This window comes from Novosphingobium sp. ES2-1 (assembly GCF_015169775.1).
Taxonomy (GTDB): Bacteria; Pseudomonadota; Alphaproteobacteria; order Sphingomonadales; family Sphingomonadaceae; genus Novosphingobium; species Novosphingobium subterraneum.
Map to the genome: position 1 here is coordinate 63,939 of NZ_CP063449.1, position 26,323 is coordinate 90,261.

Consider the following 26,323-nt stretch of genomic DNA (forward strand, 5'->3'; position numbering starts at 1 on the left):
TATTGGTTATGATCTGAACGCCAGGGCCACGGTCAAGAGTTGGGTCCATCCTTGCGGGATTTGGGTCCGGCGGAGCTGGCTCTGAAGCGGAACCTGTCATTGCCTGTTTCGCCTCGTTTGCAGATTTAGACCACGGCGGCGACAACTGCGCGGTCATCGCCAAGCTGATGGAGAACTGCACGATCTCCGGCATCAACCAGCACGCGTGGCTGACCGACACTCTGGCTAAGCTGGCCAGCGGTCATCCAGCGAGCGCCCTCGGTGAGCTGATACCATGGACCACCGACACCTGAGAACACCGCTTACCTCGATCGCAGCAATCTCACTAAAAAAGACGGGTGCTTGACGAAGCAAGCACCCGCCAGGGTGGAGAGATCTCGGCCGCTTCAGCTTCCGGGCCGTTTGCCAACGCCGATTCCACCGTCGCTGAGCAAAACCGTTCCTGTCATGTAGGCCGAGTCCCGACGCGAGGCGAGCAAGGCATAGAGGCCGGAGTGATCATCCGGTTCGGCGATCCGCGCGAGCGGCGTCATCCCGGCAATCATCGCGTCGAGCCCTTCCATATCTTCCATGTGAACATCGGCTGTTCCACCCGCATGGGTACCGCCCAGCGGCGTTCGGGTGCCGCCTGGCGCCACGCCGTTGACCCTGACATCGGGGGTAAGTTCCCATGCCAGCTGGCGGATCAGACCAAGGACCGCGTGCTTCGATGCCACATAGGGCGTGCCACCGCCGCCGGTATAGAAGCTCGAGGTCGAGGCCGTGAAGATGATGCTGCCCTTGGTCTTCCTGAGTTCCGGGATTGCAGCGCGGGCACCGAAGAAGTAGCCCTTGACGTTGACCCCAAAAATCTCGTCCAACGTTTCGGAGAGCTTGTCCGGATCCATGTCCGCCAGCGGGGTCATGTAATCCCAGATGCCGACATTGCCGACAAACACGTCGAGCTTGCCGAAGGTAGCCACGGTCGCCGCAACCGCGTTCTGGTTGTCGGAATAGTTGCGGACATCGCCCTCAACCACGACTATTCCTTTGCCATGCCGCGTACGCACCAAGTCGGCTTGGGCGGCATCCCTGACCAGGACGCCTACCTTTGCACCTTCTTCGAGATAGCGGGCGACGACCGCCGCGCCGATCCCGGTGGCGCCGCCGGTCAGCAGCGCCACCTGTCCTTCGAGTCTTGCAGTCACATCGTTTCTCCCAATGATCGTTGCTTGCCGATCACTGATCGAACATTCCGGTGCGACCTTCCTGGAGATTGACCACCACCGACTTGGTCTGGGTGTAGTGATTCAGCACTTCATGGCTGAATTCGCGCCCGAAGCCGCTCTGCTTGTAGCCACCCAGCGGCATGTTGGCCTTGAGGTTGTAGTAACGGTTGATCCAAACCGTGCCGGTTTCGAGCTTGCGCGCAATCCGGTGGGCCCGGGCGATGTCCTTGGTCCAGACCCCGCCGGCCAGGCCGTAGGTCGTGTTGTTGGCCTGCGCCATCATGTCGTCTTCGTCGTTCCAGGTGATCACGCTGGTCACTGGACCGAAGATTTCCTCCTGCGCGATGCGCATGGTGTTCTTCACATTGGTGAAGATCGTCGGCTTGATAAAGTTGCCACCAGCCAGGTTGGCGGCATCCGAGCGGGTACCACCGGTAAGGACTTCCGCTCCTTCCTCGGTCGCGAGGCGAAGATAGCTTTCAACCTTGTCGAACTGCATCTTCGATGCCTGGGCGCCAAGCTGGGTGGCCATGTCGAGCGGATCGCCCTGGCGGATGCCTTCCAGCGCGGTCTTGAACTTGGCGAGGAACTCGTCCTGGATGGACTGGTGCAGGAACAGGCGCGAACCGGCCAGGCAGACTTCGCCCTTGTTGAGGACGGTCGACATGGTCGCGCTTTCGACCGCCGCGTCGATGTCGGCATCGCCGCACACGATGTGCGCCGACTTGCCGCCGAGTTCGAGCGTCTGCGGAATGATGTTGGCCGAGGCGTACTGGATGATCCGGCGCGCGGTGGCGACCGATCCGGTGAAGGCGACCTTGGCGACATCGGGGCTGGTAACCAGCGCCTCACCCACGTCGGCACCGTAGCCGGTGACTACGTTGATCACGCCCGGTGGCAGCAGATCGGCCATTTCCATGAAGAATTCGATCACCGAAAGGCAGACCGTCTCGGCCGGCTTGAGCACCACGGTGTTGCCCGAAGCCAGCGCAGGTGCGATCTTGCATGCCATCATCAGCATCGGCACGTTCCAGGGGATGATCTGCGCGCAGACGCCGAGCGGTTCGCGGTGAACGATGCCGACTGCGTCGGGATAATCGAGCGTCTGGCCGTGCAAGCCATAGGCGGCACCGGCGAACAGTTCGAACTGCCCGATCGTCTGCGGCATATCGAAATACATCGATTCGCGCATCGGCTTGCCGTTGTTGAGCGTTTCGAGGGTGGCATAATGCGAATGGCGGGCCTTCAGGCGGCGCGCGATTTCGATCAGGATGTCCTGACGCTCACCCGGCAGACTCTGCGACCACTTGGGGAACGCAGCCTTGGCGGCGGCAATCGCGCGTTCGATGTCCTTGGTGTTGCCCGCCTGAATCTTGGTCAGCACCTTACCCGTCGAGGGATTGACCAGATCGATGGTCTTGCCGCTGTCTCCGGCGATCCATTCGCCGCCGATGTAGTGGCCATATTCCGATTTGATTCCGTATTCGTTTTCTGCACTCTTCAACTGCGTAGCCATGACAATTCTCCCTTAAATCTCATCCAACTTCGATCAGCAGATCGTTCAACGGATAGAGCCGGCACGCCAGTGCGTAGCCCTGTGCCTGATCGGCGGCAGTTACCTTGGCCGTGCTCATCTTGCCGGTCCGATACTTACCCTCGACGACGCGGACCCGGCAGAAGCCACAGCCGCCGCCACGGCAGCCCACGCCGATTTCGTCCAGGCCGGATCGCTCCATCGCGAACAGTACGCGCTCCTCTTCGGAACAGGTGAACTGTGCGCCACCGACAATGCGGATCTGATGCGCTTCAGCTTTCATCCGACCAATCTTCTTCAACTTTCGATTGCGCTGTTGCAGTGGCCTTTGCGGCCAGACTCTGCCCACCGACCGCGAAATGTGCAGGCGCCATCTCCCGCAGGATCACCCTGACCGATTCGCGCGGCGCGCCGATCGCCTCGATCGCCGCGTTGGTCAGCGCCTGGATCAGCCGTTCCTTGGCTTCCGGAGCGCGCCCTTCGAACAGGTTTACCTCGATGATCGGCATATCAGGCCTCCACCTGGAACATGACCGCGCCAAGATCTTGAACCGTGGTCCGCACGGTCTGGCCCGGGGCCAGGTTGGGTGCGGCAGTGATCCCGCCGGCCATGACTATATCGCCGGCGTTGATCTGCTCGCCCGCCTCCGCGACCAGCCTCGCCGCAGCAACCAGCGAGCGGATCGGGTGGCCGAGGATTGCCGCGGTCGATCCCACCTGGACCACCTCGCCGTCGATCTCGAGGATCACGCCGAGATTCGAAAAATCGATCCGTGGATCGTGCCAGGAGCCGATCACCAGCCCGGATGAGGAGGTGTTATCGGCGATCACGTCTTCCAGTGCGAACTTGAAGTTCTCGTACCGACTATCGATGATCTCCATGGCCGGAGCGATCGCTTCGACCGCGGCCAACGCCGCGGCAGCAGTAACCTTGCCGGCCAGCGGCGCCTTCATCAGAAAGGCCACCTCAGGTTCGACCCGGGGGTGAACATAGCGCGCGCGCGACAGGGCTGAGCCTTCCTCGACCAGCATGGCGTCGGTCAGCCGTCCCCAAGCCACTTCCTCTACGCCGACCTGCAGCATCTTGGCACGGCTGGTCAGCCCCATCTTGACGCCGATCCGCCGTTCGCCGCGCGCCAGGCGACGGTCGACCGAGAGTTTCTGCACCTGATAGGCCTCCGCGACCGTGAAAGCAGTGTCCACCGGCGTGATCTGCGGTGTCGCTGTGGACTCACGCGCGGCGGTGTCGAGCTTTTCGGCGTAATTTACGAGCCTGTCCATGTCAGTTTGCCCTGGCCTTGATCAGATCGAGCGCCACGTCGATGATCATGTCTTCCTGGCCGCCGACCATCCTGCGGTTGCCGAGTTCGACCAGAATCTCGCGGGTATCGATACCGTACTGCTCCGAAGCCTTCTCTGCGTGTCGCAGGAAGCTCGAATAGACCCCGGCATAGCCCAGGCTCAGCGTTTCGCGATCGACCCGCACCGGTCGGTCCTGCAGCGGGCGGATGATGTCGTCGGCCGCATCCATCAGCGCCATCACGTCGCAGCGGTGCTTCCAGCCCTTTCGGTTGGCCGCCGCGATAAACACCTCGAGCGGGGCGTTCCCCGCGCCCGCTCCCATGCCCGCGAGACTGGCGTCGATCCGCACCGCCCCGGCCTGCGCCGCGACGATCGAATTGGCCACGCCGAGCGACAGATTGTGGTGCGCGTGGATACCGCGCTGGGTTTCGGGCTTGAGCACCCGGTCATAGGCCTGGAGCCGCGCGGTCACGCCGTCCATATCGAGCGCGCCGCCGCTGTCGGTGACATAGACGCACTGCGCGCCATAGCTTTCCATCAACAGGGCCTGCTGGGCGAGCGCTTCGGGCTCGATCATGTGGCTCATCATCAGGAAGCCCGAAACGTCCATGCCCAGATCGCGAGCAATGCCAATGTGCTGCTTGCCGACATCGGCCTCGGTGCAATGGGTCGCGACCCGGACCGAACGGACACCCATCGAGTAGGCTCGCTTGAGTTCTTCTGCGGTGCCTATACCGGGCACCAGCAGCGTGGTCAGCACCGCGTTCTTGATGACATCGGCGGCGGCTTCGATCCAGTCCCAGTCGGTATGGGCACCGAAACCGTAGTTGAAGGTCGAACCGTTGAGGCCGTCGCCATGCGAGACTTCGATTGCATCGACGCCCGCGTCATCCAGCGCCTTGGCGATCGTGCGGACACTGTCGGTGCCGTACATGTGCAGGATGGCGTGCATCCCGTCGCGCAGGGTCACGTCCTGGATGTACAGCCGGTCGGATTCGGGATTGAAGGTCATGCGGGGATCTTTTCCATGTGGGTCTTGGCAAGGCTCTCGCCGGCAGCCTTGGCGGCGGCGGTCATGATGTCGAGATTGCCAGAATAGTTGGGCAGATAATCGCCCGCACCCTCGACTTCGAGGAACACGCTGGTCTTGAGACCTTCGAATTCGCCGTAACCGGGAATTTTGAGCGGGCGGTTCGAACCGAAGCGTTCGAACTGGACGTCCTGCTTGAGCCGGTAGCCCGGCACATAGGACTGGACTTTGGCGATCATCGCCAGGATCGAATCGCGAACCTTGTCCTCATCGACCATTTCGGACAGCGTGAAGATCGTATCTCGCATGATCATCGGCGGTTCGGCGGGATTGAGGATGATCACCGCCCTACCCTTTGCCGCGCCGCCGACGGTTTCGATCGCCCGGGCGGTGGTGCGGGTGAACTCGTCGATGTTGGCACGGGTGCCGGGACCAGCCGAGCGCGAGGAGACCGACGCGACGATTTCGGCATAGTGCACCTTGGCGACCTGCGAGACCGCCGCGACGATCGGGATCGTCGCCTGCCCGCCACAGGTCACCATGTTGATGTTGCGCACCGCGGCATCGACCGCCGGGTTGACCGGCGGAATGGTCGCCGGGCCGATCGCGGCCGGGGTAAGGTCGACCATCAGCTTGCCGTCACGGGCGAGGATTTCGTCGTGCGCCTTGTGCGCATAGGCCGAGGTCGCATCGAAGGCGATGCCGATATCGGCATATTGCGGCATCCGGCACAGGCCCTCGATTCCTTCGTGGGTCGTCGGGACGCCGCGTTCGCTGGCCATCGCCAGCCCTTCGGAGGCCGGATCGATCCCGACAACCGCCGCTAGCTCCAGCGTATCCGAACCCTTGAGCAGCTTGATCATCAGGTCGGTCCCGATATTGCCGGAGCCGATAATTGCGCACTTCATCTTGGCCATTTGACCAGCCTCCAATTTGAATTCAGTCAGCGGCGAACGCGGCGCGGACCGTTCCGAGTCCGTTGATCCGGGCTTCGACCACATCGCCGCGCGCAACCCCGGCCATCGGCCCGAGCGCGCCCGACAGGATTACATCGCCTTCGAGTAACGGACGCCCCGCTTTGGCCATCACCCGCGCCAGCCACAGCGAGGCGGTGATCGGGCTGCCCAGACAGGCAATCCCGGCACCGACCGAAATCGGTTCGCCTTTGACTTCCATGACCATGCCGCAGCTGCGCAGATCGAGCCCGTCGAGCTTGCGCGGCACCGCGCCGAGCACGAACAGCCCGCTCGAGGCGTTGTCAGCGATCGTGTCCCAGATCTTGATATCCCAATTGGCAACACGGCTGTCCACGATCTCGATCGCGGGAACGACATATTCGACCGCCCGAATCATCTCCGCTGTCGTCATGTCGGGGTGCGGCAGATCGCGGCCGACCACGATCGCGATCTCGGCCTCGACCTTGGGCTGGATCACCTGGTCGAGCGACACCGGAATGCCTTCGGGCACGTCCATGTCGGCGAACAGCATCCCGTAGTCTGGCTGGTCCACCCCGAGCTGGCGTTGCACCGCGAGCGAGGTCAGGCCGATCTTGCGGCCGACCAAGCGCCGGCCGTTGGCGAGGTAGAGCTTGGTGTTGGCTTCCTGCACGGCATAGGCTGCTTCAACGCCACCAGCCGAAATCAGGTCGCGGATCGGGCTGACCGGCTTCCCCGTTTCGGCCGCGCCGCGCAGCGCCAGGGCCGCTTGTTCGATAGTCTTGGGGTCGATTGTCATCGTCTTACAGCTTCACGCAAATGTTGGTGATCTCGGTGTAGAATTCGAGGCTGTGCACCCCGCCCTCGCGACCGATCCCGGAATGGCCTGACCCGCCGAAGGCGGTGCGCAGGTCGCGCAAGAACCAGGAATTGACCCAGCACACCCCCACGTCCATCGCCGCCGCCACGCGGTGTCCGCGGGACATGTTTTCGGTCCAGATCGAGGCGCACAGGCCGTAAACCGTATCGTTTGCAAGTGCGATCACCTCGTCCTCGCTGTCGAACGGCACGATACCGCAGCACGGTCCGAAGATTTCCTCGCGCATCACGGTATCGCCGTGGGCGACGTCGATCCACAGCGTCGGTTCCACGAAGAAGCCACCGGCTTCCGCACCCGAGATTTCGGGAACGCCGCCGCCGGTGACCACGGTGGCCCCGTCCTCGACCGCACGGCGATAGTAACCCAGCACTTTCTCGCGGTGCTCGGCGCTGATCAGCGGGCCGAGATAGGCGCGATCACCGGTCACGCCCGGCTTGAAGCCCTGCGCCGCCGCCGCCATCCGCGCCACGAAGGCGTCGAAGATCGGTCGTTCGACATAGACCCGCTCGGTTCCGAGGCAGACCTGCCCGGTGTTCAGGAAGACCGAGCGCGACAGACCCTCGACCGCCTTGTCGAGGTCGGCATCGGCGAACACAATCGCCGGGTTCTTGCCACCGAGTTCGAACGAAATGTCGCGAACGCCGATCGCGGCCTTCTGCATGATCGCCTGTCCGGTGCCGGTCTCGCCGGTGAAGGTGATGGCATCGACATCGGGGTTGGACGTGAGGAATTCGCCGGCCGAACCCGGACCGAATCCGTGGACGACGTTGTAGACACCCTTGGGCATGCCCACCGCGTTCATTACTTCACCCAGCAGGGCAGCAGTCCGAGGCGTTTCCTCCGAAGGCTTGACCACCACGGTATTGCCGCAGGCCAGCGCCGGGCCAACCTTCCAGGTCATCAGCAGCAGCGGGAAGTTCCATGGGCAGACCACCGCGACCACACCCTTGGGCTTGCGCACGGTATAGTTGAGCGCCTGGCCGCCATCGGGGGTCGATGTGTTGAAGCTTTCGCCCGGCATTGTCGAGACGACATCCGCGAACATGCGGAAGTTGGCGGCCCCGCGCGGAATGTCGATATGGGACGCGACATGGCGCGGCTTGCCGGTGTCGGCCACTTCGGCAGCCAGGAAATCATCCGCTCGGCGTTCGATCTCGGTCGCCACGGCGGCGATCAGCTTGACCCGCTCGGCCGTGGTCATCTTGCCCCATGGCCCGGTAAGCGCTGCCTTGGCCGCAGCCACGGCGTCTGCGACGTCGGCCTGGCTTGCTTCGTGCACAACCCCGATCGCGGTGCCGGTGGCCGGATTGACGTTGGGAAACGACTTACCCTCGCTACCTTTGCGATAGGAACCGTCAATGAAGTTCAGGATAGTTTCGGTGACCGGAGAGGAGGAAGTTGAGGTCATTGGTGCATAATACCTAAGTTGGCCGGAGGCCATGGTGCGTCAGAATTGCCTTGCGCCGATCGCAGCGAGACCGGCGTTGGCGTATTCGACGTCCATCGCTTCGCTCCCGCCGGAAACACCGATCGCACCGACGAATACACCGGCGATTTCGATCGGCAGGCCGCCGCCGAACATTGCTAATCCCGGCTGCGCGACGATTCCGTCGCGCAGGGCCGGATTGCCGGAAACCATCGCATAGAGATCCGGCGTCGGGACGCGGAAGCTGGCGGCGCTGTAAGCCTTATCTTGCGCGATCTTTGCGGATGGCGAAGGGGAGCCGCTGGCGCGGACGAACGCGACCAGATCTCCCCCGGCGCCGACCACCGCGGCAACGACCGGACAGCCCGCCGCCGCACCCGTGGCAACGGCGGCAGCCGCTGCCTTGAGCGCCAGTTCGTGGCCTACCGTCCGGACCGAAACCACCCCGTCCATGATCAGGTGTTCACCGTCATGAAGCGGTCGTTCAGCGCCTTCTCGTAGTAGAAGATCGCCTTGCCGGCGCTCTCTGCCTGCCACATGCGCTGCGGATTGTCGGGATAATAGATGTAACCGCCGCTGAAGGTTTCGTTGCGGTTACCCGAGGGATCGAAGAAGTAGATCGTCTGGCCGCGGGTGATCCCGTGACGCGTCGGCCCGATATCGAGCGAAATATCGTAGCGGCTGATGATGTCGGCTGCATGGCCGACGTCGTGCCAGGATTCGAGGTTGAAAGAGGTGTGGTGGATCTTGCCGTCTTCGGGATAACCGAGGAAGGCAACATCATGCGCCTTGTTGCTGCAGCTCAGGAAGATGCCGAGGCGCGTCCCACTGCCTTCATCGACCAGCTCCTCGGTAACCGAGAAATCCAGCGCATCGACGAAGATTTTTGCGGATGCGGAGATGTCCACGCCATTCAGTGCGCAGTGATCGAAGCGGGTGGCACGCATGCCGCGCGGTTCGACCACCCAGACATCGGGGTTCTTGACCGCCGGGCCGGTGGCCGACAGTTCCATTTCGGCGTAGAGTTCGAAAACATGCTGGGTCGGCGTGTTGAAGCGGATCTTGCGACCCACACCGGGGTCCGATCCGGCCGGGATCACATCGACATGCACGCCAATATCGAGCAGGCGCTCGGCAAAATGATCGAGGTCGGCATCCTTGGCGACTTTGAAGCCCATCACGTCCATGCCGGCCTGATCGGCCTCACGCAGGATGATGCTGTGACGATCGAATTCGTCGAACGCCTGGAAGAAGGCGCGGTCGCCGTCGCGATTGACGAAGTTCAGGCCAATCCGGTCGCGATAATGGGTAATGGCCTCATCGAGGTCGAGGACCCTGAGTTGCACATAACCGGGACGAATTACACCAGTTAGAGCCATGACGATTATCCTCTCCGATCAGGCCTTGAGGCCATTCTTAAAAAACTCGGCAACCATGCGGTTGAAGCTTGCCATCCGTTCGATCTGCACCCAGTGTCCGCATTCGGCGAAGAGGTGCAAGTCCGCACGCTTCATCAAACCGGCGAGTTTCACGGTTGAATCCAACGGGATCACCTGATCAGCGACGCCATGCAGGATCAGCGTTTCGTGCTCGAGTGCGGCGATGTCTTCTTCGCGGCTGGCGAGCATCGCTACATTGCGCTGGCGGTCGGCACCGCCGAAGGTGGCATTGTAGGGCTCATGCGCTTCGGGCCGGGCGCTGGCGACATAGCGCGACTGGATCAGATCCTCGGTCAGGCGGCTGTGATCCCAGGCAAGGTACTTGAGCGAATCGCGCATCGCCTCGACCGAGGGCTCATAGCCCCAGACCTTGTCGAGCGCCGGGGTGATTGGAAAGTTGAGCCCGGCCGGGCCCATCAGCACGGCGCGCTCAACCCGGTCGGGATGGGCAATCATGAACGCCAGCGTGATGCCGCCGCCGAACGAATTGCCGACCATCGAAACCTTGTCGATGCCCAGCCCGTCGAGAAAACCGGCCAGCTGATCGACCCAGATCTGCTTGTCCTCGATCCGGCCCTTGCTGTCCGAATAGCCGAAGCCGAACATGTCGGGCGCGATGACCCGGAAATCCTGGGCGAGAACCGGCATGTTCAGCCGCCAGTTGGCCCATGCAGTCACGCCTGGGCCCGATCCGTGGACCAGCAGCACCGGGGCGCCTTCGCCGACGTCGTGGTAATTGGTCGAACTTCCGCCGACAACCAGCGACCTACCGATTTCCGGAAGTGCCGTGTCCAAAGTCGAGCTTGCCATGGTAGCCATCCGATCCTTTCCCGCCTCGATGATTTTGTATTCGGCTGAGCCTGGACGCCGAATCGCCGTCTCTGTCGCCAGAGGCGTCGTTCATTGCACTATTTGAAACGCATTTGCAAATGAAGAACGACGTGGGCGACGGCGATCGCCGCCGCCCCGCGCCCTTCGATCAGATGAGACCTTCGGCCTGCAAGGCCGCCCCAACCGCAGGCCGCTGCGCAATCCGGCCGCAATAGGCGCCCAGCGCGGGATAGGCGCTCATGTCGATCCCGACATGGGCAGGCCAGCCCAGCATCACGAACAGATAGATGTCGGCGACGCTAAAATCGGCACCCGCATAGTGCTCTTTGCCGGCGAGATCCTTATCGAGCGCGACCAAGTGATTCTTGACTGCGGTCGTAGCGGCGGCCTTGGCTTCATCGCTGGTGCCGGGCGTAAACAGGGGCACGAAGGCCTTGTGGAATTCCGAACCCAGGAAGCTCAGCCGGCTGAGCAGGCGGTACCGGTCCATGGTGCCGTCGCGCGGCGCCAGGCCAGCCTCCGGCTTCTGGTCGGCGATGTAAAGCAGGATCGCGGGGTTTTCGGTCAGCGTTTCGCCGCTGTCGAGGGTCAAGGCCGGAACCTTGCCTGACGGATTGACCGCCAGAAAGTCCTCACCGGTCTCGACCTTTCGGGTCGCCAGATCGACCTTGACCGCATCGAAAGCGGCGCCGGCTTCGCGAAGCGCGATGTGCGGGGCGAGCGAGCAGGCGCCGGGGCTAATGAACAGCTTCATGGATAGTCTCCTTCAGGGATGCAGTGAAACAGGACCCGGTCAGATCGGGGTTGCGAGCAGGGTCGCTATGCGCAGCGTGTCGTAGATGCAGGTCCGGCTTTTCAGACGGACATGTCCGCCGCCCAGATCGAACCGGTCGACGTATTTGCCAGCATTGTAGATGCGGGTTTCACCATCGTTACGGGTCTGGAAAACGACGTAACTGGCTTCCGCGGAGACCTCGTCGCCTTCCACGCCGGTGATCACAGCGCGCCCGATCAGATGGCGGTTGAAATGTTCGGGAAATACGTTGGCCTTGCGCAGCGCAACCACGCGGTCAACCAGCATCCCTTTGCTGTCGCAATACATCACTGCTGCGGGCAAGCCGTTATCGACATTCTCGCGCGCGATCACCTGGTACAGGCAATCGTCCACGAACAGGTCGGGCCACTGCTCGAGCCGGTCGTCGTCGAGGCACAGACCATAGGCGGCGTTGAAATCGTCGATCGCGCTCTGCACTTTGTCCGCAGGGGCGCTCATGCGCGGCCCTCCACCGCGAGATCGGCCAGGGCATTGCCCATCAGCCCGAGATAGCCCTTCCAGAAACCGCGCACGGAATTTTCATCCATGCCCATCGGCGCGTAGGAGGGTCGGACATCGTCCCCGCCCATCTCGACGAAACTGCGCTTGCCTTCGGCACCGATCGTGCCCTGCTGGCATAGTTCGACAGCCTCGCCGTCCTCCATCGAGATTAGCCCCGACGGCCCAACCAGATTGAGGTTGCGCAGGCGGTGGCGGGTCGTCTCCTCGTCATCGTCGGCATAGCCGAAATAGGTCCAGACCAGCTCGGTCTTGTCGGTGCCGTGGGGCACGATCTGCCTTGTCGCGAGGGTGTTCTGAATCTGCTGGACAACGACAGACGGGAAGATCGACTGGATGTGCAGTCCGACATCATCAGCGATCTCCGGGCGGAATGCCAGCAGGCGCTCGTCCTGCAGCTTGGCCTCACCCTGCATCTCGCGGTTGGCCTCGTCACCGAAAGAGCCGTAGTCGACATCGCCCTTGGGCTTCGAGACGGTAAAGACGGTGTGGTAGCCTTCGTCCGAAACCAGCCCTGCGCTTTCCTGGCTCTGGCGGTAGATGCCGAAAGTCGGATAGAACAGGTGCAACAGACCGCCGTGGTAGCTGTCACGACTGTTTTCCGAATAGAGCTTCCAGTTGCCGGCCATCAACTGCCGCGCATAGCCCAGCACCTTGACCGGGCGCTGGAAGACACGCTGAATGTATTTGCGCATCACTGGACCCAGAAAGTCCTCGAGCGGGGCGATGGACGGGTTGAAGGTGCCGAACACGAGACCGCCGAATGTCTCGACACGCAACCGCTCCAGCGAATGCTCGGCCATATTGAATTCCGTCGAATAGCCGCCCACGCCTTTCAGCCCCCGCCGGAACGGCACGCCGACAAGCGCACCGGTCGCGTCGTAGGCCCACTGGTGATAGACGCAGACGAACGCCCCGTCGGCCTGGTTGCCACGCAGCGAGCGGCACACGGTTGCGCCCTTGTGGGCGCAGCGATTTACCCAGGCATGAATGGTGCCATCGGTTGCCCGCGTCACCACCACCGGAGTATTGCCAACATGGGTCGAACGGAAATCGCCGCTGTTGGCCAGCTCGGCTTCGAGGCCGAGGTAGCACCAGGTCTGTCCGCGAAAGATGTTTTCCTGTTCGGCAGTGAAGATCGCTTGGCTGTGATAGACTGCGTAATCGACCGCAGTCGGCTCCGACCCCGCGGCGACGGGCATGGTTTCGGCGTTCATGGTCTTCTCCTTAAGCTTGTTCGAAACCGCGGCCCGAAGCGAGTCGTCCGCAAGTGCGCATCGCGCTCAGCATCATCGCGGCATCGGCCTTGCCGGTACCGACGATGTCGTAGGCGGTGCCATGGGCCACCGACATGTGCAGGTACGGCGGCCCCATGATGATCACGCTGTTGCCCGAAAAGCCCCAGGTCTTGACCGCGATGTGGCCCTGATCGTGGAACATCGCCAGGACCATGTCGTAGCGACCCTCGATGCAGTGGCGGAAGACCGAGTCAGGCGCGATAGGCCCTTCGACATCGATGCCCCTTGCCCGCGCCGCTTCAATCCCAGGCGCAATTTCAAGGCGATCCTCGTCGCCGATGGCATGTGGGTTGAGACCGGCAACCGCGATCCGCGGTTGGGCGATGCCCCACGATTGCATGGCCTCGTGCAGTTGCCCCACCGCCGTGGCGACGAGATCGGCTGAAATAACGTCGATCACTTGCCGCAGCGACATGTGGTCGGTGAGATGCGCAACCCTGAGCGGCCCGGTCAGCAGCACCAGATAGCTTTCGCCCGGGGTCGGGCTGATGACCCTGTCGAGCTTCTTGGCCAGTTTAAGCGAACCAGTGCTGATCGGCCCCATGATCGTGGCGGCGAAAGAACCGTCGCGGGCCAACGCGTCGAGCTCATCCAGCCATTGCGCGGTGGCGTGCCCGGCGGCCTCGGTGTCCTCGCCCAGGGGCAGAACGCCATCGGGCAGCGCGCCGGTATCGATGACGTCGATGATCGCGGGATCGTCGCTGGGTTTTTCGAAGCCGCGCATCACCCGCAGCCGTGCCTTGGTGCCAGTGAAATCGAGCGCCCGCTCTACCGCCGCAGCAGACCCGACCAGCACGGGGATCGAATCCGTGTGTACGGCACCGTCGGCCAGCGCCCTGACAGCCACTTCGGGTCCGATCCCGGCGGGATCACCGATCATCGTCCCCACGACGGGGCGCACCCGCTCAGAGGCTGTAGACATCGGCTACTTCTTGGAACAGATCGGTGACGACAATCGTCTTCTTGCGGCGGATCACGAACGAATCATCCCGAGGTTCGAGATCATAGAAGGCCCACCCGCTGAGAGTGGCGACTTTGCCTTCCAGCACCGAAACCGTGGTCCAAGACGTCCGCGCATGCACCTGGCCATCGCTCTCCTCAGCAGACAGCAGGGAGAACTGGTGAACCGTGCGTGGCTGCGGCGTGCTCGCCGCCGAGCGCCGGGTCCTGATCCGGAACACCCGATCCTCAAGCCCGCCCCGGTTGGGATAATAGATCAGCGAGACTTCGTTCTGCGGATCCGCAGTCGGCCGTTCGTGATCGTCCCAGGCTGGAACCCAGTATTCCGCCTCTTCGTGATAGAGCGCCAGCCAGGCATCCCAGTCCTTGTCGTCAAGCGCCATGGCTTCCTGACCGATGAAGCGGGAAACCGCCAGCCAGCGCGAATGGAATGCGGTCATCATGCCTTCTCCAGCGAACGCTCAAGGAAGGCGGCAAGCTCGCTGCACTCGCTGTCGATGGCCTTTTCCATGAGCGTGAGCCACTCGTCATGGATCGCCACATAGAGGCCTTCGTCGGCAACCGCCGGGCTGCTCAGCACCACATTGAAATCGAGCGGCTCGCCGAACTTGCCCGGGCCGGTGTCCCAGCGCGTCGAACCGCGCGACATCTCGTTGTAGCGGCCTTCGCCGGCGCCATAGCCGGTCTGGCAGTTGTTGAATTCGGTCAGGTCGTCCGGGGTCGCCATGCCGGTCGAATTGAAGAAATCCTCATACTGACGCAGCCGCAGGGCACGCGCCTCGGCGCTTTCGCCGACCGGGGCGATGCACACCGTGCTGACTTCGGTCTCATCCACCGCCAGCGGCTGGATGATGCGGATCTGAGTGCTGGTCTGGTCCATCAGGAAGACGTTGGGAAACAGCTGCAGGTTGCGGATGCGCTTGTTCATCCACTTGGCCTTTTCGGCACCGTGGGTTTCTTCGAGCCAGTCGATGATCTCGAAATTGGGGCGATCCATGAAGTTGGCATAGTCGGCCCACAACACCGTGTGTCCGTTGTGGAACGAGAACGACCCGCCATCGCGCGCGGTGAAGCCATTGAAGCTAATCGCCTTGGTTTCGTTCTTCGAAATGCCTTCGACGCGGCGCTGAACCGTCATGAAGTAGTTGGCGTGCGTGGTCATGACGTGATAGCCGTCGAGCCCGTTCTCGACCTGCATCTTCCAGTTGCCGTGATAGCGGTAGCGGTTGGTTCCGGGCAAAACTTCCATTGCGCCGGACTTCGACTGGTCCACCAGGATATCGATGAAATCCCGCGCGCCGGCGAGGTGATCGACCAGCGGGACGACATCGGCGGAGAGGCTGGCAAAAATGAAGCCGCGGTAGCTTTCCACCCGGGCGACCGGTTGAAGCCCGAAATCAGCGCGATTGAATGCCTCCGGATAGCCCCCGATGCTCTCATCGGTGACGTCCAGCAGGTCGCCCCCAGACGAGAATGTCCAGCCATGGAACGGACACATGTGGTTGCGCTTGTTGCCCGCCCGCTCGCGGCACACGCGCGCACCACGGTGCGAACAGGCGTTCACGAAGGCGCGGACATCGCCGGACTTGTCGCGAGTGACGAGGATGGGGACGCGGCCGATTTTAGTGGTGATGAAATCGTTCGGCTTGGGAATCTGACCTTCGTGCGCGAGGTAGACCCAGTTCCGCTCGAAGATGTACTTCATCTCGAGCTCGAACAGCGCAGCTTCGGTGAAAGCAGCGCGGTCCAGCTGGAAGATCCCGCGCTCGTGATCCTTCTTGAGCCAAGTGCGCATGCGCCCTTTCAAGCCCTGCAAGTCGGCAATTCTGCCGCCGATTTTCTCAGCGAGTTCCATCAATCCTCTCCCGCTCTGTGCGCCGGGCACCCAATGCCTCCGCGAATCAACCGCAGATCGCACACGGTGATTACCTCATCTCGTCATAGCGTGCAACGTGTTGCACAATGGAAAACAATCTGCTAGGCGAAGCAGCAGAAATGGCTGAAACCGGCGGCTTGAATCGAAGCAAGGCGGCCAGCAAATCGCAAAATGACCCCGTTTTGGGGTGAATTGGGAGAGTTTGAACTATGTCGGTCGTCACCGAACTCGGCTATCTTGGTCTTTCCGTTTCCGATCTCGCTGCCTGGCGCGCTTACGCCGCCGAAGTCGCCGGCATGGAAGTCGTCGATGAAGGCGAAGGGGATCGGCTCTATCTGCGAATGGACCTTTGGCATCACCGCATCGTTCTGCACGCTGATGGCAGCGATGACCTGGCTTACATGGGCTGGCGCGTGGCCGGGCCGCAGGAATTCGCCGCGATGCAGGAAAAGCTGAGCGCGGCGGGAATCCCCTTCACCGTGGGCACCGAAGCCGAGGCGCGCGAACGCCGGGTTCTCGGGCTGCTCAAGCTGGCCGATCCGGGCGGCAACCCGACCGAGATCTTCTTCGGCCCCCAGGTCGATACGCACAAGCCGTTTCATCCTGGCCGTCCGATGTTCGGCAAGTTCCTGACCGGCTCGCAAGGGATCGGGCACTGCATCCTGCGCCAGGACGATGTCGAGGCGGCGGCCCGGTTCTATGAACTGCTCGGCCTGCGCGGGTCGGTTGAATACCATCTCCACCTGCCCAACGGCATGGTCGCCCAGCCCTATTTCATGCATTGCAACGAGCGCCAGCACTCGGTCGCCTTCGGCCTCGGACCGATGGAAAAGCGCATCAACCACCTGATGTTCGAATACACCGATCTCGACGATCTCGGCATGGCTCACGACATTGTGCGCGGGAAGAAGATCGATGTAGCGCTGCAGCTTGGCAAGCACGCCAACGATCAGGCCCTGACCTTCTATTGCGCCAATCCGTCGGGTTGGTTGTGGGAGTTCGGCTGGGGCGCCCGCCACTCGACCGGCCAGCAGGAATACTACACCCGCGACATCTTCGGCCATGGCAACGAGGCGGCTGGCTACGGGATGGACATTCCGCTGCTCTGACAATCGCCCATTTTGCTCGATTCTTGACAGGACAACAGGTCAACCATGTCAAACAAATTGCGACTCTGTGAAGCTGCCAGCGTGAAGGACGGCGAGCCGGTTGCGGCATTCGCAGAGGGAATGCCCGCCCTTGCCGTCTACAATGTCGATGGCGAGATTTTCGTTACCGACAATCTTTGCACCCACGGCAATGCCATGCTGACCGACGGATATCAGGATGGCGACATCATCGAGTGTCCGTTCCATGGCGGCTCGTTCGACATCAAGACCGGCGCAGCCAAGGCCTTTCCCTGCCAGGTGGCGATCGCGTCCTATCCGGTCGAAATCGAGGATGGCTGGGTCTGCATCACGAAGCCCGAAGGAGCAGCATGATGGGCCTTCCCACCCTTGAGCAGATGCAGTTTCAGCATGCCGCTGCGCAACTTAATGCGCTTCATGCGGAACTGATCGATGACGACCGGTTGGAAGAATGGCCTGACCTGTTTGAAGAAAAGTGCCAGTACAGTGTGATCTCAGCGGAGAACCACAATCGTTCACTGAACCTGGCTGCGGTGTTCTGCGACAGCCGCGGCATGCTGGTCGATCGCATCGTCTCTTTGCGCCGCGCCAATATTTTTCCCGCGCACAGCTACCGGCATATTCTCGGTCCGACCCGCGTGAAGTCGACCAGCGGGCAGATCGTCACCACACAGACCAACTATGTGGTCCTGATGACGCGCAACGACGGTCAGACGTCGATCTACAATTCCGGAAAATATGTCGATCAAATCGACGTTTCCGGGGCTGCCCCGCGCTTCCTTTCCAAGACCGCGATCTTCGACACCCACCTCATCGATACGATGATGGTCCGCCCGATCTAGCTGCAAAGTTGAAAGCACCCAATTATGTCCATTCCCCAGCAAACAGACGCCTTGGATCAAGCCCCGTCCACTGCAGGATGCCGGGTTCCGTACCGCGTTTTCACCGATCGCCAGTACTACGATCGCGAACAGGAGAACATTTTCAAGGGTGACTGCTGGTCCTTCGTCGGACTTGAGGCTGAAGTTCCGCAGGCGGGTGATTTCAAATCGACCTTCGTGGGCGAAACACCGGTGATCCTCACGCGCGACAGCGACGGCTCGTTGCATGTCGTGGTCAATCGCTGCGCCCATCGCGGCGCCCTGGTCTGCCGCGAAATGCGCGGCAACCGCGCAAGCCTGGAATGCGTCTACCACCAATGGGCCTACGATCTGAAGGGGAACCTGATCGGGGTACCCTTCCGCCGCGGCCTCAAGGGACAGGGCGGGATGCCGGGCGATTTCGACATGTCCCAGCACAATCTTCGCCAGCTGCGCACCGAATCCGTTGGCGGTCTGGTGTTTGCCTCATTCTCCGAAACTGTCGAATCCTGCCGCGATTTCCTCGGCCCGATCGTGGTCGAGCAGATCGAGCGGATCATGTGCAAGCCGATCACCGTGCTGGGCGACCAGCGCCAGCGGATCCGCGGGAACTGGAAGCTCTACGCCGAGAACACCCGCGATCCCTACCACGCGAGCCTGCTGCACCTGTTTCACAACACGTTCGGTCTCTATCGCTCGACCCAGACAGGTAAGGCATTGATGGATGCCAACAAACGCCACTCGCTGCTCTATTCGATCGCGGCCAGCAACGACGATGCCGCCGACAAGCAGGCCTATGGCGATTCCCGCACCTTCGACACCGAATTCAAGCTGCAGGACATGTCGCTGCTGAAAGGTCGGCAGGAATTCGCGGACAATGTTACGCTGGTGATCCTCGCGGTCTACCCCAACCTGGTCCTCCAGCAGATCCAGAACACTCTCGCGGTGCGCCAGACGGTGACCTACGGGCCGGATGAATTCGAGCTCGTCTGGACCCATTTCGGCTACCAGGACGACGATGCGGAAATGCAGGCCATCCGGCTCAAGCAAGCCAACCTGATCGGCCCCGCCGGGCTCATTTCGATGGAAGACGGCGAAGCGGTGGAAATCGTCCAGAACGCCATCGTCGGCGAGGCAAGCGCGACGTCCTACATCGCGATGGGTGGCGGCCGGGCCGAGGATGCCGACCATCTCGTCACCGAGGGCGCGATCATCGGCTTCTGGGACAATTATCGCGAAATGGTCGGCTTTGAGGTGGAGCCGACATGACCCGCACGATCGACTTCTACTTCGATTTCATCAGCCCGTTCAGCTACCTTGCGCAGCTCAAGCTGCCGGAGATCGCGCGGGCAGCGGGATGCACGGTCGATTACTGGCCGATCGACATTCCCGAAGCCAAAATTGCCGCCGGCAACTATGGCCCGTCCAATCGCGAGGTATTGCCCAAGATCAAGGTCATGAAGGCAGACCTTGAGCGCTGGGCCGAGCGCTATGGAGTGCCCCTCACCTTTCCAGCCAGCTTCGCTTGCGCAGACTGGAATTGCGCGGTGCTGTTCGCCCGCGAGCACGGTAAGGCCGAGGCATTTGTGACCGATGCCTACCGCCGGATCTGGGGCCAGGGGATCGATCCCGGCGACCGCAACGAACTGGCCGCATGCGCGATAGCAGCGGGGCTTGATCCCGCGGCGCTGATCGCTTTCGTCGAATCGCCCGCCGGCCAGAACGAATATCGCAAGGCCCGGAGCCAGGCGATCCAGCGCGGCGTGTACGGTGCGCCGCTGATGTTCGTCGACGACCAGATTTTCTGGGGAAATGACCGATTGGATTTTCTTGCCGAGTATTTGAACAAGTCAAAATAAGCAATTCGGTTACATAGGGGAGGTTTGCATGAAAAAGTATGGCTGCTATTTCGTTGCCTTGATGGGAGCGACCGCGCTGACGCCGCAGATGGCCTTGGCACAAGACATCACAAGCGAATCGGACGAATCCCACGCTACCGACACGGGCCTAGGTGACATTATCGTCACGGCCACTCGGCGCGAGGCCAGGCTGCAAACCGTGCCGGTTGCAGTTACTGCGGTTACCGGCGACGCTCTGGCTTCCGCCGATGTTTCGACGGTCCGCTCCCTCACTCAGGTTGTGCCGGGCTTCATCGGCAGCCGTAATATGGGCGTCTTCCAGCCGGTGGTCCGCGGGGTCGGCTCAACCGGCATTTCGGTTGGTGATGAACCCAATATCGCAACCTACGTCGACGGCGTCTATCAACCGGAATCGGCCGCCAACTGGATCGACCTGGTCGAGGTCGAACGGGTCGAGGTGCTGCGTGGCCCGCAGGGAACGACCTTTGGCCGCAATGCCACCGGCGGACTGATCAACGTAATCACCCCCGATCCCAGCTTCGACTTCCGCGGCAAGGCTTCGCTGCGCGTGGGGCGGATGAGGCGCGATGCCGGCGATTACGATGCCCGGCTCTATTTCACCGGCCCAATGAGTGACAAGGTCGCGGCTGATTTTGCCGCGCTTTTCCGCAAGAACGATGGCTATATCGACGATCTGGTCCGCGGCGGCACACTTGGCAACCAGCGCGTCATCGACCTGCGTAGCAAGTTGCTGTTCAAGCCGACCGACAATTTCAAGGTGGTCCTGACCGGGGAATACTTCAATCAGGAAAGCACCACCAATTCGCCGCAACCGCTGGACGGCAACACCGCGGGCCGCAACTGGCCGGGCGTGATCGTACCGACCGATGCCTGGCAGGCGTCGTTGACCGAGGTTCCGCTGCTCAATCTCACAAGGTGGAGCTTTGCGCTGCACACCCGGCTCGATCTGGGCAGTGTGATGCTTGAGACCACCTCTGGTTTCCTCAACCTGCGCTGGCAGCAGACCACCGATGGCGATGCCTCGAACATCAAGCTTTCGAACTTCCCGGCAGTGTTTGAATCGGAGTCGGGCAGCCAGGAAATCAAGCTGAGTTCGGCCAACCCCGGTCGCTTCCAGTGGCTGGTCGGCGGCTATTTCTACCAGTTCGGCGGCGGCGCGCCGGTGCTTCAGCCTTGGTCCACGACCAACCCGGCCTCGCCCCTGGCGGGTCCGTCGCTCACGCCGAAGCTTGATGGGCGCTCATTCGCGGGCTTTGCCGAAGGCACCTATGAGGTTCAGCCGAAGCTGTTCCTCACTCTTGGCGGGCGTTACACTACCGAGACGCGCTGGTTTAGCCAAAGTAACAATGGCGTATTGCTGGTCGATGACGTTTCAAAAACGTTCAACAAGTTCAACTACAAAGTCGGTGTCCGTTATGAGGTGACCGACAAGACCAACGTCTACGCCACCTACAGCACCGCGTTCAAAAGCGGGGTGTACAACATGGCGGCAACCGGCGGCACCCCGGTCAACCCGGAAAACATCAAGGCGGCTGAATTCGGGATCAAGTCCGATCCGCTGGACTGGCTGCGCACCAACCTTGCCGTCTATTATTACGACTACAAGGATCTGCAGCTTCAGTCGAAGGCCCCGACCGGCCCCGGATACATCCTGCAGAATGCCGCCAATGCCGAAATCTATGGTGGCGAATTCGAGACCATCATCAGCCCGGTCCGCGACCTCCGGCTGCGCGCGGCGGTTGCCTATACCCATGCGCGCTACAAGGATTTCCCGAACGCCCAGGGCTTTACGCCGATCGTCAACGACAATGGCGACTTTGCCGGCAACGTGGCGGCGCCGTTCGATGCCTCGGGCAAGGTCATGACCCGGGCGCCGGAATGGTCGGGCAATGTCGGGTTCGATTGGGGGCATGATGTCGGCAACGGCCGCGTCACGCTGGCAGGCAATCTCCTGTGGAGTTCCCGGGTCTATTACGACTTTGCCAACAGGTTCTCGCAGCGGCCCTACACCCTGTCCAACCTTTCGATCAATTGGCAGCCCGAAAGCGAAGCCTTCAAGGTTGGGCTGTGGGTGACCAACTTGACCAACGAAAAGGTCTTTCAGACCATACGTCCCGGAACGTTGGGCACCGACGGGTTCTACGAACAACCGCGCAAGATCGGGATGACGATCGAGACCAAATTCTGAGAACCTGATCCGAAACTCGCGAAAGAGCCATTTTCAGGCCGGCACCGAACGATCCGAAACGAAGTTTCGGATCGGGCGCCTAATCAGCATAACATGAGGGAGAATGCAAAATGCCAAACCGACTAATGTATTTCAGGAAGGCCTTCCTGCGTGCCAGCGCCTCGGCTATGGTCGGATACATCGGGCTTGTGCCGATTTCGGCGCATGCACAGGATGCCGCAGCAAGCGAGCCCCAGGCCGAGGAGCAACAGACCGGCGGCCTCGAAGAGATCACCGTGACAGCGCGCAAGCGGGCCGAGAACCTGCAGGAAACACCAGTCGCGATCACCGCGATGACCGGCGGAATGCTCGAGGAACGCCAGGTCACCAACGTAGCAGAAGTCGCAAAATTCGCGCCGAACGTGAACATCTCGCCGGTCGCCAACATTTCGGGTTCGAGCGCCTCGATCACCGCGTTCATCCGCGGCGTGGGCCAGACCGATTTCAATATCACCGTCGACCCGGGCGTGGGCGTCTATGTCGATGGCGTCTATGTTGCCCGCTCGGTTGGCGCGCTGCTCGACATGGCCGACGTTTCGAGCGTCCAGGTCCTGCGCGGGCCGCAGGGCACACTGTTCGGCAAGAACACTATCGGCGGCGCGATCGTCGTCAATTCCGTCGAACCGCAGAACGATTTCGACATGAAGCTCGAAGCGGCGACCGGACGGTTCAACCGCGCCGATTTCAAGGGCATGATCAACGTACCGCTGAGCGACACTCTCGCAATGCGCGCGGTTGCTTCCTATGAAACCCGCGACGGCTACCAGAAGCGTTTGTTCGACGGAGGCCGCCAGGGCAATAAGGACAGCTTCGGCGGACGCATTGCGTTCAAGTGGGAGCCGACCGACAAGCTGACCGTCAACCTGAGCGGCGATATCAATATCAGGCGCGAAGAAATGGCTGCTTCGACGCTGGTCAACCTTTTCGAATCGCCCAACCTGCTGCAGGTTGTCGACTTGAATGGCCGAACCGTGGTTTTCCCCAGTTCGACTTATGCTTGGAACAAGTTGCAGGGCGGCGCAGGTTTCTGCGGTGCGGACGGGCAACTGGCACCGGTCAACGACCCGCGCTGCGCCACCACGCAGTGGATCACCGGCGATATCGATTCAACCTGGTCCGGTGCCAAGAACCAGTCGGATTTCGACCTGTGGGGCACGAACCTGACGCTGGATTATGATTTTGGTGACATCAACCTGAAGTCGATCAGCTCCTATCGCGATCAGAAGGCCACGATCCAGTTCGACTTCGACGGAACGCCACATCCCTACCTCAACCTGACAAACAATATCGATCTGTGGCAGGCTTCGCAGGAATTCCAGTTGACCGGCAGTGTCCTGAATGATCGGGTGAAGTTCGTTCTGGGCGGCTATTACCTGAAGGAAAAGGGCCAAGACAAGAACAACCTGCTGTTCGGCTTCGCTGACTTCTTCAGCGGCGGCAAGATCGACAACGACAGCTATGCTGCCTATCTGCAGGCAACGATCAAGGTGACCGATCGTCTTTCGATCACGCCGGGCATCCGCTATACCGACGAGACCAAGCGGTTCGATCCTTCGTTCCAGACCATCAATGTTGATTACACTGCTCCGCTTGGGCAGGCCGGCATCATCCCTTACCCCCAGGGCGTGTTCATCGCCTTCAGCCAGTGCGTGACCGGCCAGCCAGTGCCCTTGCTGGTGACCGATCCGGCGAGCCCGCTGTTCGGCTTCCCGCTGCCTGGAGGCTGCGCACCAGCCGCCACTAACCCTGGTGGAAACCACACGATGCCGGCGGTCCAGGTTGCCGCCAAGGCCAAGGAATGGACGCCGGCAATTTCGGCTGACTACAAGATCACCGACGATATCCTGGTCTATGCCTCCTATTCCAAGGGTTTCAAGAACGGCGGCTTCACGCAGCGAATCTTCCCGGCTGAACAGGTTGCGCCGTCGTTCAGGCCCGAATTCGTGGAATCATACGAACTCGGCCTCAAGACCGAGCTGCTGGATCGCCGCCTGCGGCTGAACCTCGCCGCGTTCATGTCAAACTACGATGACATCCAGGTCGTCGTCAGCGAAGGCATCGCCCCCCGGGCACGAAACGCCGGTTCCGGCCGGATCAAAGGCTTTGAAGTCGAAGGCGAGGCGGCTCCGACCGATTGGCTACGCCTGACCTTCGGCGTTGGCTATCTTGATGCCTATTACCGCTCCATTAATCCGCTCGCGTTCCCCGTGAACCTGAACTCGAAGTTCGCCTTCGTGCCGGAATGGACCGGATCGGCCTCGTTCAACGCCGACGTCTATGAAGGTGACATGGGCAAGCTGACGCTGCGCGGAGACTGGTCGTACCAGAGCGAAACCTTCAAGGATGCGGTCAACAGCCCGCAACTGCGCCAGCCTGGCTACAGCGTCTTCGGCGCCAGTGCTTCGTTCACCGAGAAGAGCGAGCACTTCACCGTGACCGCTGGTGTGACCAACCTGACCGACGAACGCTATATCCAGGGCGGTTACGTAGATCCGTTCGTCGCCGGGACAGCGTTGGCAACCTATTCGCGCCCGCGTGAATGGTTCCTCAAGCTCGCCTATAAGTACTGACACTTACCACCCCCGAGGGCGGCGGTCCGCCGCCGCCCTCACCCTTCTGGTGGCACCGACCAAGAGCCTGCCAGACACCTCGCCGCCCAATTTGGTATTGGCAACTTGTCTTGCGGCCAAAGGAGCAATGTCTTGGGCGTTACGATCCCCCCGCTCGAGCGCAGCGATTTCCTGACCGGCCAGCCGCTTGTCGACGGCACCGAAATCTGTGGCGACTCTACCTACGCGATCACTAACCCGGCAACCGGCGAAGCGCTGGCGAATGTCGCCAAGCTTGGCGCTGCCCAGACGTACCGGGCAATTGAAAGCAATTCCCGCGCCTTCATCGATTGGCGCAAGCGGCACGCACAGGAACGCGCCCGTCTGCTGCACGACTGGCTGGCGCTGGTCCGGCTGCACCGCCAGGATCTGGGTCTGCTGATGACCGCCGAGCAGGGCAAGCCGCTGGCCGAGGCGCTGGGCGAGGTCGATTACGCCGCCAGCTTCATCCAGTGGTTCGCCGAGGAGGCGCGCCGCGTCTATGGCGAGGTTATTCCAGGCAGCGCTGACCGGCGGATCATCGTGATCCGCCAGCCGGTTGGGGTAGCGGGGGCGATCACGCCGTGGAACTTTCCCGCCGCGATGATCACCCGCAAGGTCGCGCCAGCGCTGGCGGCGGGCTGCACCGTCACCCTCAAGCCGTCCGAACTCACCCCGCTGACCGCTTTCGCCCTCGCGAAGCTCGCCCTTGAAGCCGGCATCCCGCCCGGCGTGTTCAACGTGGTCTGCGGCGATGCTCCGGCCATTGGATCGGTGCTGACCAGCCATCCCGATGTCACCAAGTTCACCTTCACCGGTTCAACCGCGGTGGGCAAGCTGCTGACTGCGCAATGCGCCACCACCCTGAAACGGGTTTCGATGGAACTGGGCGGCAATGCCCCGCTGCTGGTTTTCGACGACGCCGATCTCGATCAGGCGGTCGAGGGGACGATCGCCTCGAAATTCCGTAACACCGGACAGACCTGCGTTTGCGCCAACCGGATCCTCGTGCAAAGCGGCATTCATGACCGCTTCGTCGAGGCGCTGGCCGCCAGGGTCTCCGCGTTCCGGGTCGGAAACGGCCTTGAAGGTGCAACCGACCAGGGACCGTTAATCACCGCATCAGCCTTGGCCAAGGTTCAGGGACATGTCGCCGATGCCGTGGCGCAAGGTGCCCAGCTGGTCACCGGCGGCAAGAGACACGAGGCCGGAGAACTGTTCTTCCAACCAACTGTGCTGACTGGAGCGAGACCGGCGATGCGGCTGGCGGACGAGGAGACCTTCGGGCCGGTGGCCCCGGTGTTCCGTTTCGAAACCGAGGCCGAAGCGCTGGCGCTTGCCAACGCCACGCACTCGGGGCTGGCGGCCTATGCCTTCACCCGCGACATTGACCGCGCCTGGCGGGTTTCCGAAGGCCTTGAGACCGGGATGGTCGGCTTGAACAGCGGCATCGTCTCGACCGAGACCGCCCCGTTTGGCGGCATCAAGGAATCGGGACTGGGCCGAGAAGGTTCGCGACACGGTATTGAAGAATTCCTGGAGATGAAGACCATCAGTGTTGGGGTCCGGCCCGAGAGTCCGGTGTAAGC

General features: G+C 61.8%; 27 protein-coding genes. 9 read left to right on the plus strand and 18 right to left on the minus strand.

The features are described from left to right. The first annotated feature begins 209 nt into the window (after positions 1–209). Positions 210–293 carry a hypothetical protein gene (locus tag IM701_RS20940; protein ID WP_230488003.1) on the plus strand — a complete coding sequence of 28 codons (84 nt, stop codon included), beginning with the start codon at positions 210–212 and terminating at the stop codon, positions 291–293. A 93-nt stretch (positions 294–386) separates the two neighbouring features. Here IM701_RS20940 and hcaB read toward each other — a convergent pair whose 3' ends face one another. The 18 genes from hcaB to IM701_RS21030 form a co-directional block, all read right to left on the minus strand. Continuing rightward, positions 387–1,187 carry a 3-(cis-5,6-dihydroxycyclohexa-1,3-dien-1-yl)propanoate dehydrogenase gene (hcaB, locus tag IM701_RS20945; RefSeq protein WP_039336986.1) on the minus strand — a complete coding sequence of 267 codons (801 nt, stop codon included), beginning with the start codon at positions 1,185–1,187 and terminating at the stop codon, positions 387–389. A gap of 31 nt (positions 1,188–1,218) precedes the next feature. Then, positions 1,219–2,724, minus strand: a complete 1,506-nt coding sequence (locus IM701_RS20950; RefSeq protein ID WP_039336984.1) for an aldehyde dehydrogenase — start codon at positions 2,722–2,724, stop codon at positions 1,219–1,221. A 19-nt stretch (positions 2,725–2,743) separates the two neighbouring features. Continuing rightward, positions 2,744–3,025, minus strand: a complete 282-nt coding sequence (locus tag IM701_RS20955) for a 2Fe-2S iron-sulfur cluster-binding protein (protein WP_039336982.1) — start codon at positions 3,023–3,025, stop codon at positions 2,744–2,746. Next, the gene (locus IM701_RS20960) at positions 3,015–3,251 is read right to left on the minus strand and encodes a 2-hydroxymuconate tautomerase (protein WP_193829249.1); all 237 of its coding nucleotides are present in this window, start codon (positions 3,249–3,251) and stop codon (positions 3,015–3,017) included. Before IM701_RS20960 ends, IM701_RS20955 begins: the two co-directional genes overlap by 11 nt. Position 3,252: 1 nt before the next feature. After that, positions 3,253–4,023, minus strand: a complete 771-nt coding sequence (locus IM701_RS20965; protein ID WP_039336978.1) for a 2-keto-4-pentenoate hydratase — start codon at positions 4,021–4,023, stop codon at positions 3,253–3,255. Between the two features lies 1 nt (position 4,024). After that, on the minus strand, positions 4,025–5,056 hold the full coding sequence (gene dmpG, locus IM701_RS20970) for a 4-hydroxy-2-oxovalerate aldolase (RefSeq protein WP_039336977.1): 1,032 nt from the start codon (positions 5,054–5,056) through the stop codon (positions 4,025–4,027). Further along, positions 5,053–5,991: an acetaldehyde dehydrogenase (acetylating) gene (locus IM701_RS20975; RefSeq protein WP_039336974.1), complete on the minus strand. Its 939-nt coding sequence runs from the start codon at positions 5,989–5,991 to the stop codon at positions 5,053–5,055. Before IM701_RS20975 ends, dmpG begins: the two co-directional genes overlap by 4 nt. A gap of 22 nt (positions 5,992–6,013) precedes the next feature. Next, entirely contained in the window at positions 6,014–6,808 is a 795-nt protein-coding gene (locus IM701_RS20980; RefSeq protein ID WP_039336973.1) for a 2-keto-4-pentenoate hydratase, read from the minus strand. Between the two features lie 4 nt (positions 6,809–6,812). After that, positions 6,813–8,297 (minus strand): 2-hydroxymuconic semialdehyde dehydrogenase, encoded by a 1,485-nt coding sequence (locus IM701_RS20985; RefSeq protein ID WP_011906647.1) that lies wholly within the window; start codon positions 8,295–8,297, stop codon positions 6,813–6,815. Positions 8,298–8,336: 39 nt separating this feature from the next. Beyond that, positions 8,337–8,768 (minus strand): heme-binding protein, encoded by a 432-nt coding sequence (locus IM701_RS20990; protein ID WP_010891019.1) that lies wholly within the window; start codon positions 8,766–8,768, stop codon positions 8,337–8,339. Between the two features lie 2 nt (positions 8,769–8,770). After that, entirely contained in the window at positions 8,771–9,694 is a 924-nt protein-coding gene (locus tag IM701_RS20995) for a catechol 2,3-dioxygenase (protein ID WP_039336971.1), read from the minus strand. 18 nt (positions 9,695–9,712) lie between these two features. Beyond that, positions 9,713–10,564 (minus strand): alpha/beta fold hydrolase, encoded by an 852-nt coding sequence (locus IM701_RS21000; RefSeq protein ID WP_039337016.1) that lies wholly within the window; start codon positions 10,562–10,564, stop codon positions 9,713–9,715. Positions 10,565–10,733: 169 nt separating this feature from the next. Next, positions 10,734–11,339 (minus strand): glutathione transferase GstA, encoded by a 606-nt coding sequence (gene gstA / locus IM701_RS21005; protein ID WP_039336969.1) that lies wholly within the window; start codon positions 11,337–11,339, stop codon positions 10,734–10,736. Between the two features lie 39 nt (positions 11,340–11,378). Further along, positions 11,379–11,858 carry an aromatic-ring-hydroxylating dioxygenase subunit beta gene (locus IM701_RS21010; protein ID WP_039336967.1) on the minus strand — a complete coding sequence of 160 codons (480 nt, stop codon included), beginning with the start codon at positions 11,856–11,858 and terminating at the stop codon, positions 11,379–11,381. Beyond that, positions 11,855–13,135 (minus strand): aromatic ring-hydroxylating dioxygenase subunit alpha, encoded by a 1,281-nt coding sequence (locus IM701_RS21015; RefSeq protein WP_193829250.1) that lies wholly within the window; start codon positions 13,133–13,135, stop codon positions 11,855–11,857. The genes IM701_RS21010 and IM701_RS21015 overlap by 4 nt, the downstream gene beginning before the upstream one ends. Before the next feature lie 10 nt (positions 13,136–13,145). After that, complete coding sequence (locus IM701_RS21020) at positions 13,146–14,138, minus strand: PdxA family protein (protein ID WP_193829251.1); 993 nt, start codon at positions 14,136–14,138, stop codon at positions 13,146–13,148. Beyond that, positions 14,122–14,616: an aromatic-ring-hydroxylating dioxygenase subunit beta gene (locus tag IM701_RS21025; RefSeq protein WP_010891026.1), complete on the minus strand. Its 495-nt coding sequence runs from the start codon at positions 14,614–14,616 to the stop codon at positions 14,122–14,124. The genes IM701_RS21020 and IM701_RS21025 overlap by 17 nt, the downstream gene beginning before the upstream one ends. After that, a complete protein-coding gene (locus IM701_RS21030) occupies positions 14,616–16,031 on the minus strand; it encodes a Rieske 2Fe-2S domain-containing protein (RefSeq protein WP_193829252.1) in 1,416 nt (471 codons plus the stop codon). Before IM701_RS21030 ends, IM701_RS21025 begins: the two co-directional genes overlap by 1 nt. Positions 16,032–16,261: 230 nt before the next feature. Here IM701_RS21030 and bphC point away from each other — a divergent pair, with 230 nt between their 5' ends. The 8 genes from bphC (at position 16,262) to IM701_RS21070 (ending at position 26,321) form a co-directional block, all read left to right on the plus strand. Then, positions 16,262–17,161, plus strand: a complete 900-nt coding sequence (bphC, locus tag IM701_RS21035) for a biphenyl-2,3-diol 1,2-dioxygenase (protein ID WP_010891028.1) — start codon at positions 16,262–16,264, stop codon at positions 17,159–17,161. A 45-nt stretch (positions 17,162–17,206) separates the two neighbouring features. Beyond that, entirely contained in the window at positions 17,207–17,533 is a 327-nt protein-coding gene (locus IM701_RS21040) for a non-heme iron oxygenase ferredoxin subunit (protein ID WP_010891029.1), read from the plus strand. Next, positions 17,533–18,021 carry an aromatic-ring-hydroxylating dioxygenase subunit beta gene (locus IM701_RS21045; protein WP_010891030.1) on the plus strand — a complete coding sequence of 163 codons (489 nt, stop codon included), beginning with the start codon at positions 17,533–17,535 and terminating at the stop codon, positions 18,019–18,021. The genes IM701_RS21040 and IM701_RS21045 overlap by 1 nt, the downstream gene beginning before the upstream one ends. A 24-nt stretch (positions 18,022–18,045) precedes the next feature. Next, positions 18,046–19,308: a Rieske 2Fe-2S domain-containing protein gene (locus tag IM701_RS21050; protein WP_193829253.1), complete on the plus strand. Its 1,263-nt coding sequence runs from the start codon at positions 18,046–18,048 to the stop codon at positions 19,306–19,308. Further along, complete coding sequence (locus IM701_RS21055; RefSeq protein ID WP_039336951.1) at positions 19,305–19,898, plus strand: 2-hydroxychromene-2-carboxylate isomerase; 594 nt, start codon at positions 19,305–19,307, stop codon at positions 19,896–19,898. The genes IM701_RS21050 and IM701_RS21055 overlap by 4 nt, the downstream gene beginning before the upstream one ends. Positions 19,899–19,926: 28 nt before the next feature. Further along, positions 19,927–22,107: a TonB-dependent receptor gene (locus IM701_RS21060; RefSeq protein WP_039336949.1), complete on the plus strand. Its 2,181-nt coding sequence runs from the start codon at positions 19,927–19,929 to the stop codon at positions 22,105–22,107. A gap of 110 nt (positions 22,108–22,217) precedes the next feature. Then, positions 22,218–24,716: a TonB-dependent receptor gene (locus IM701_RS21065; protein ID WP_193829254.1), complete on the plus strand. Its 2,499-nt coding sequence runs from the start codon at positions 22,218–22,220 to the stop codon at positions 24,714–24,716. Positions 24,717–24,848: 132 nt separating this feature from the next. After that, a complete protein-coding gene (locus IM701_RS21070; protein ID WP_193829255.1) occupies positions 24,849–26,321 on the plus strand; it encodes an NAD-dependent succinate-semialdehyde dehydrogenase in 1,473 nt (490 codons plus the stop codon). Positions 26,322–26,323 lie beyond the last annotated feature (2 nt).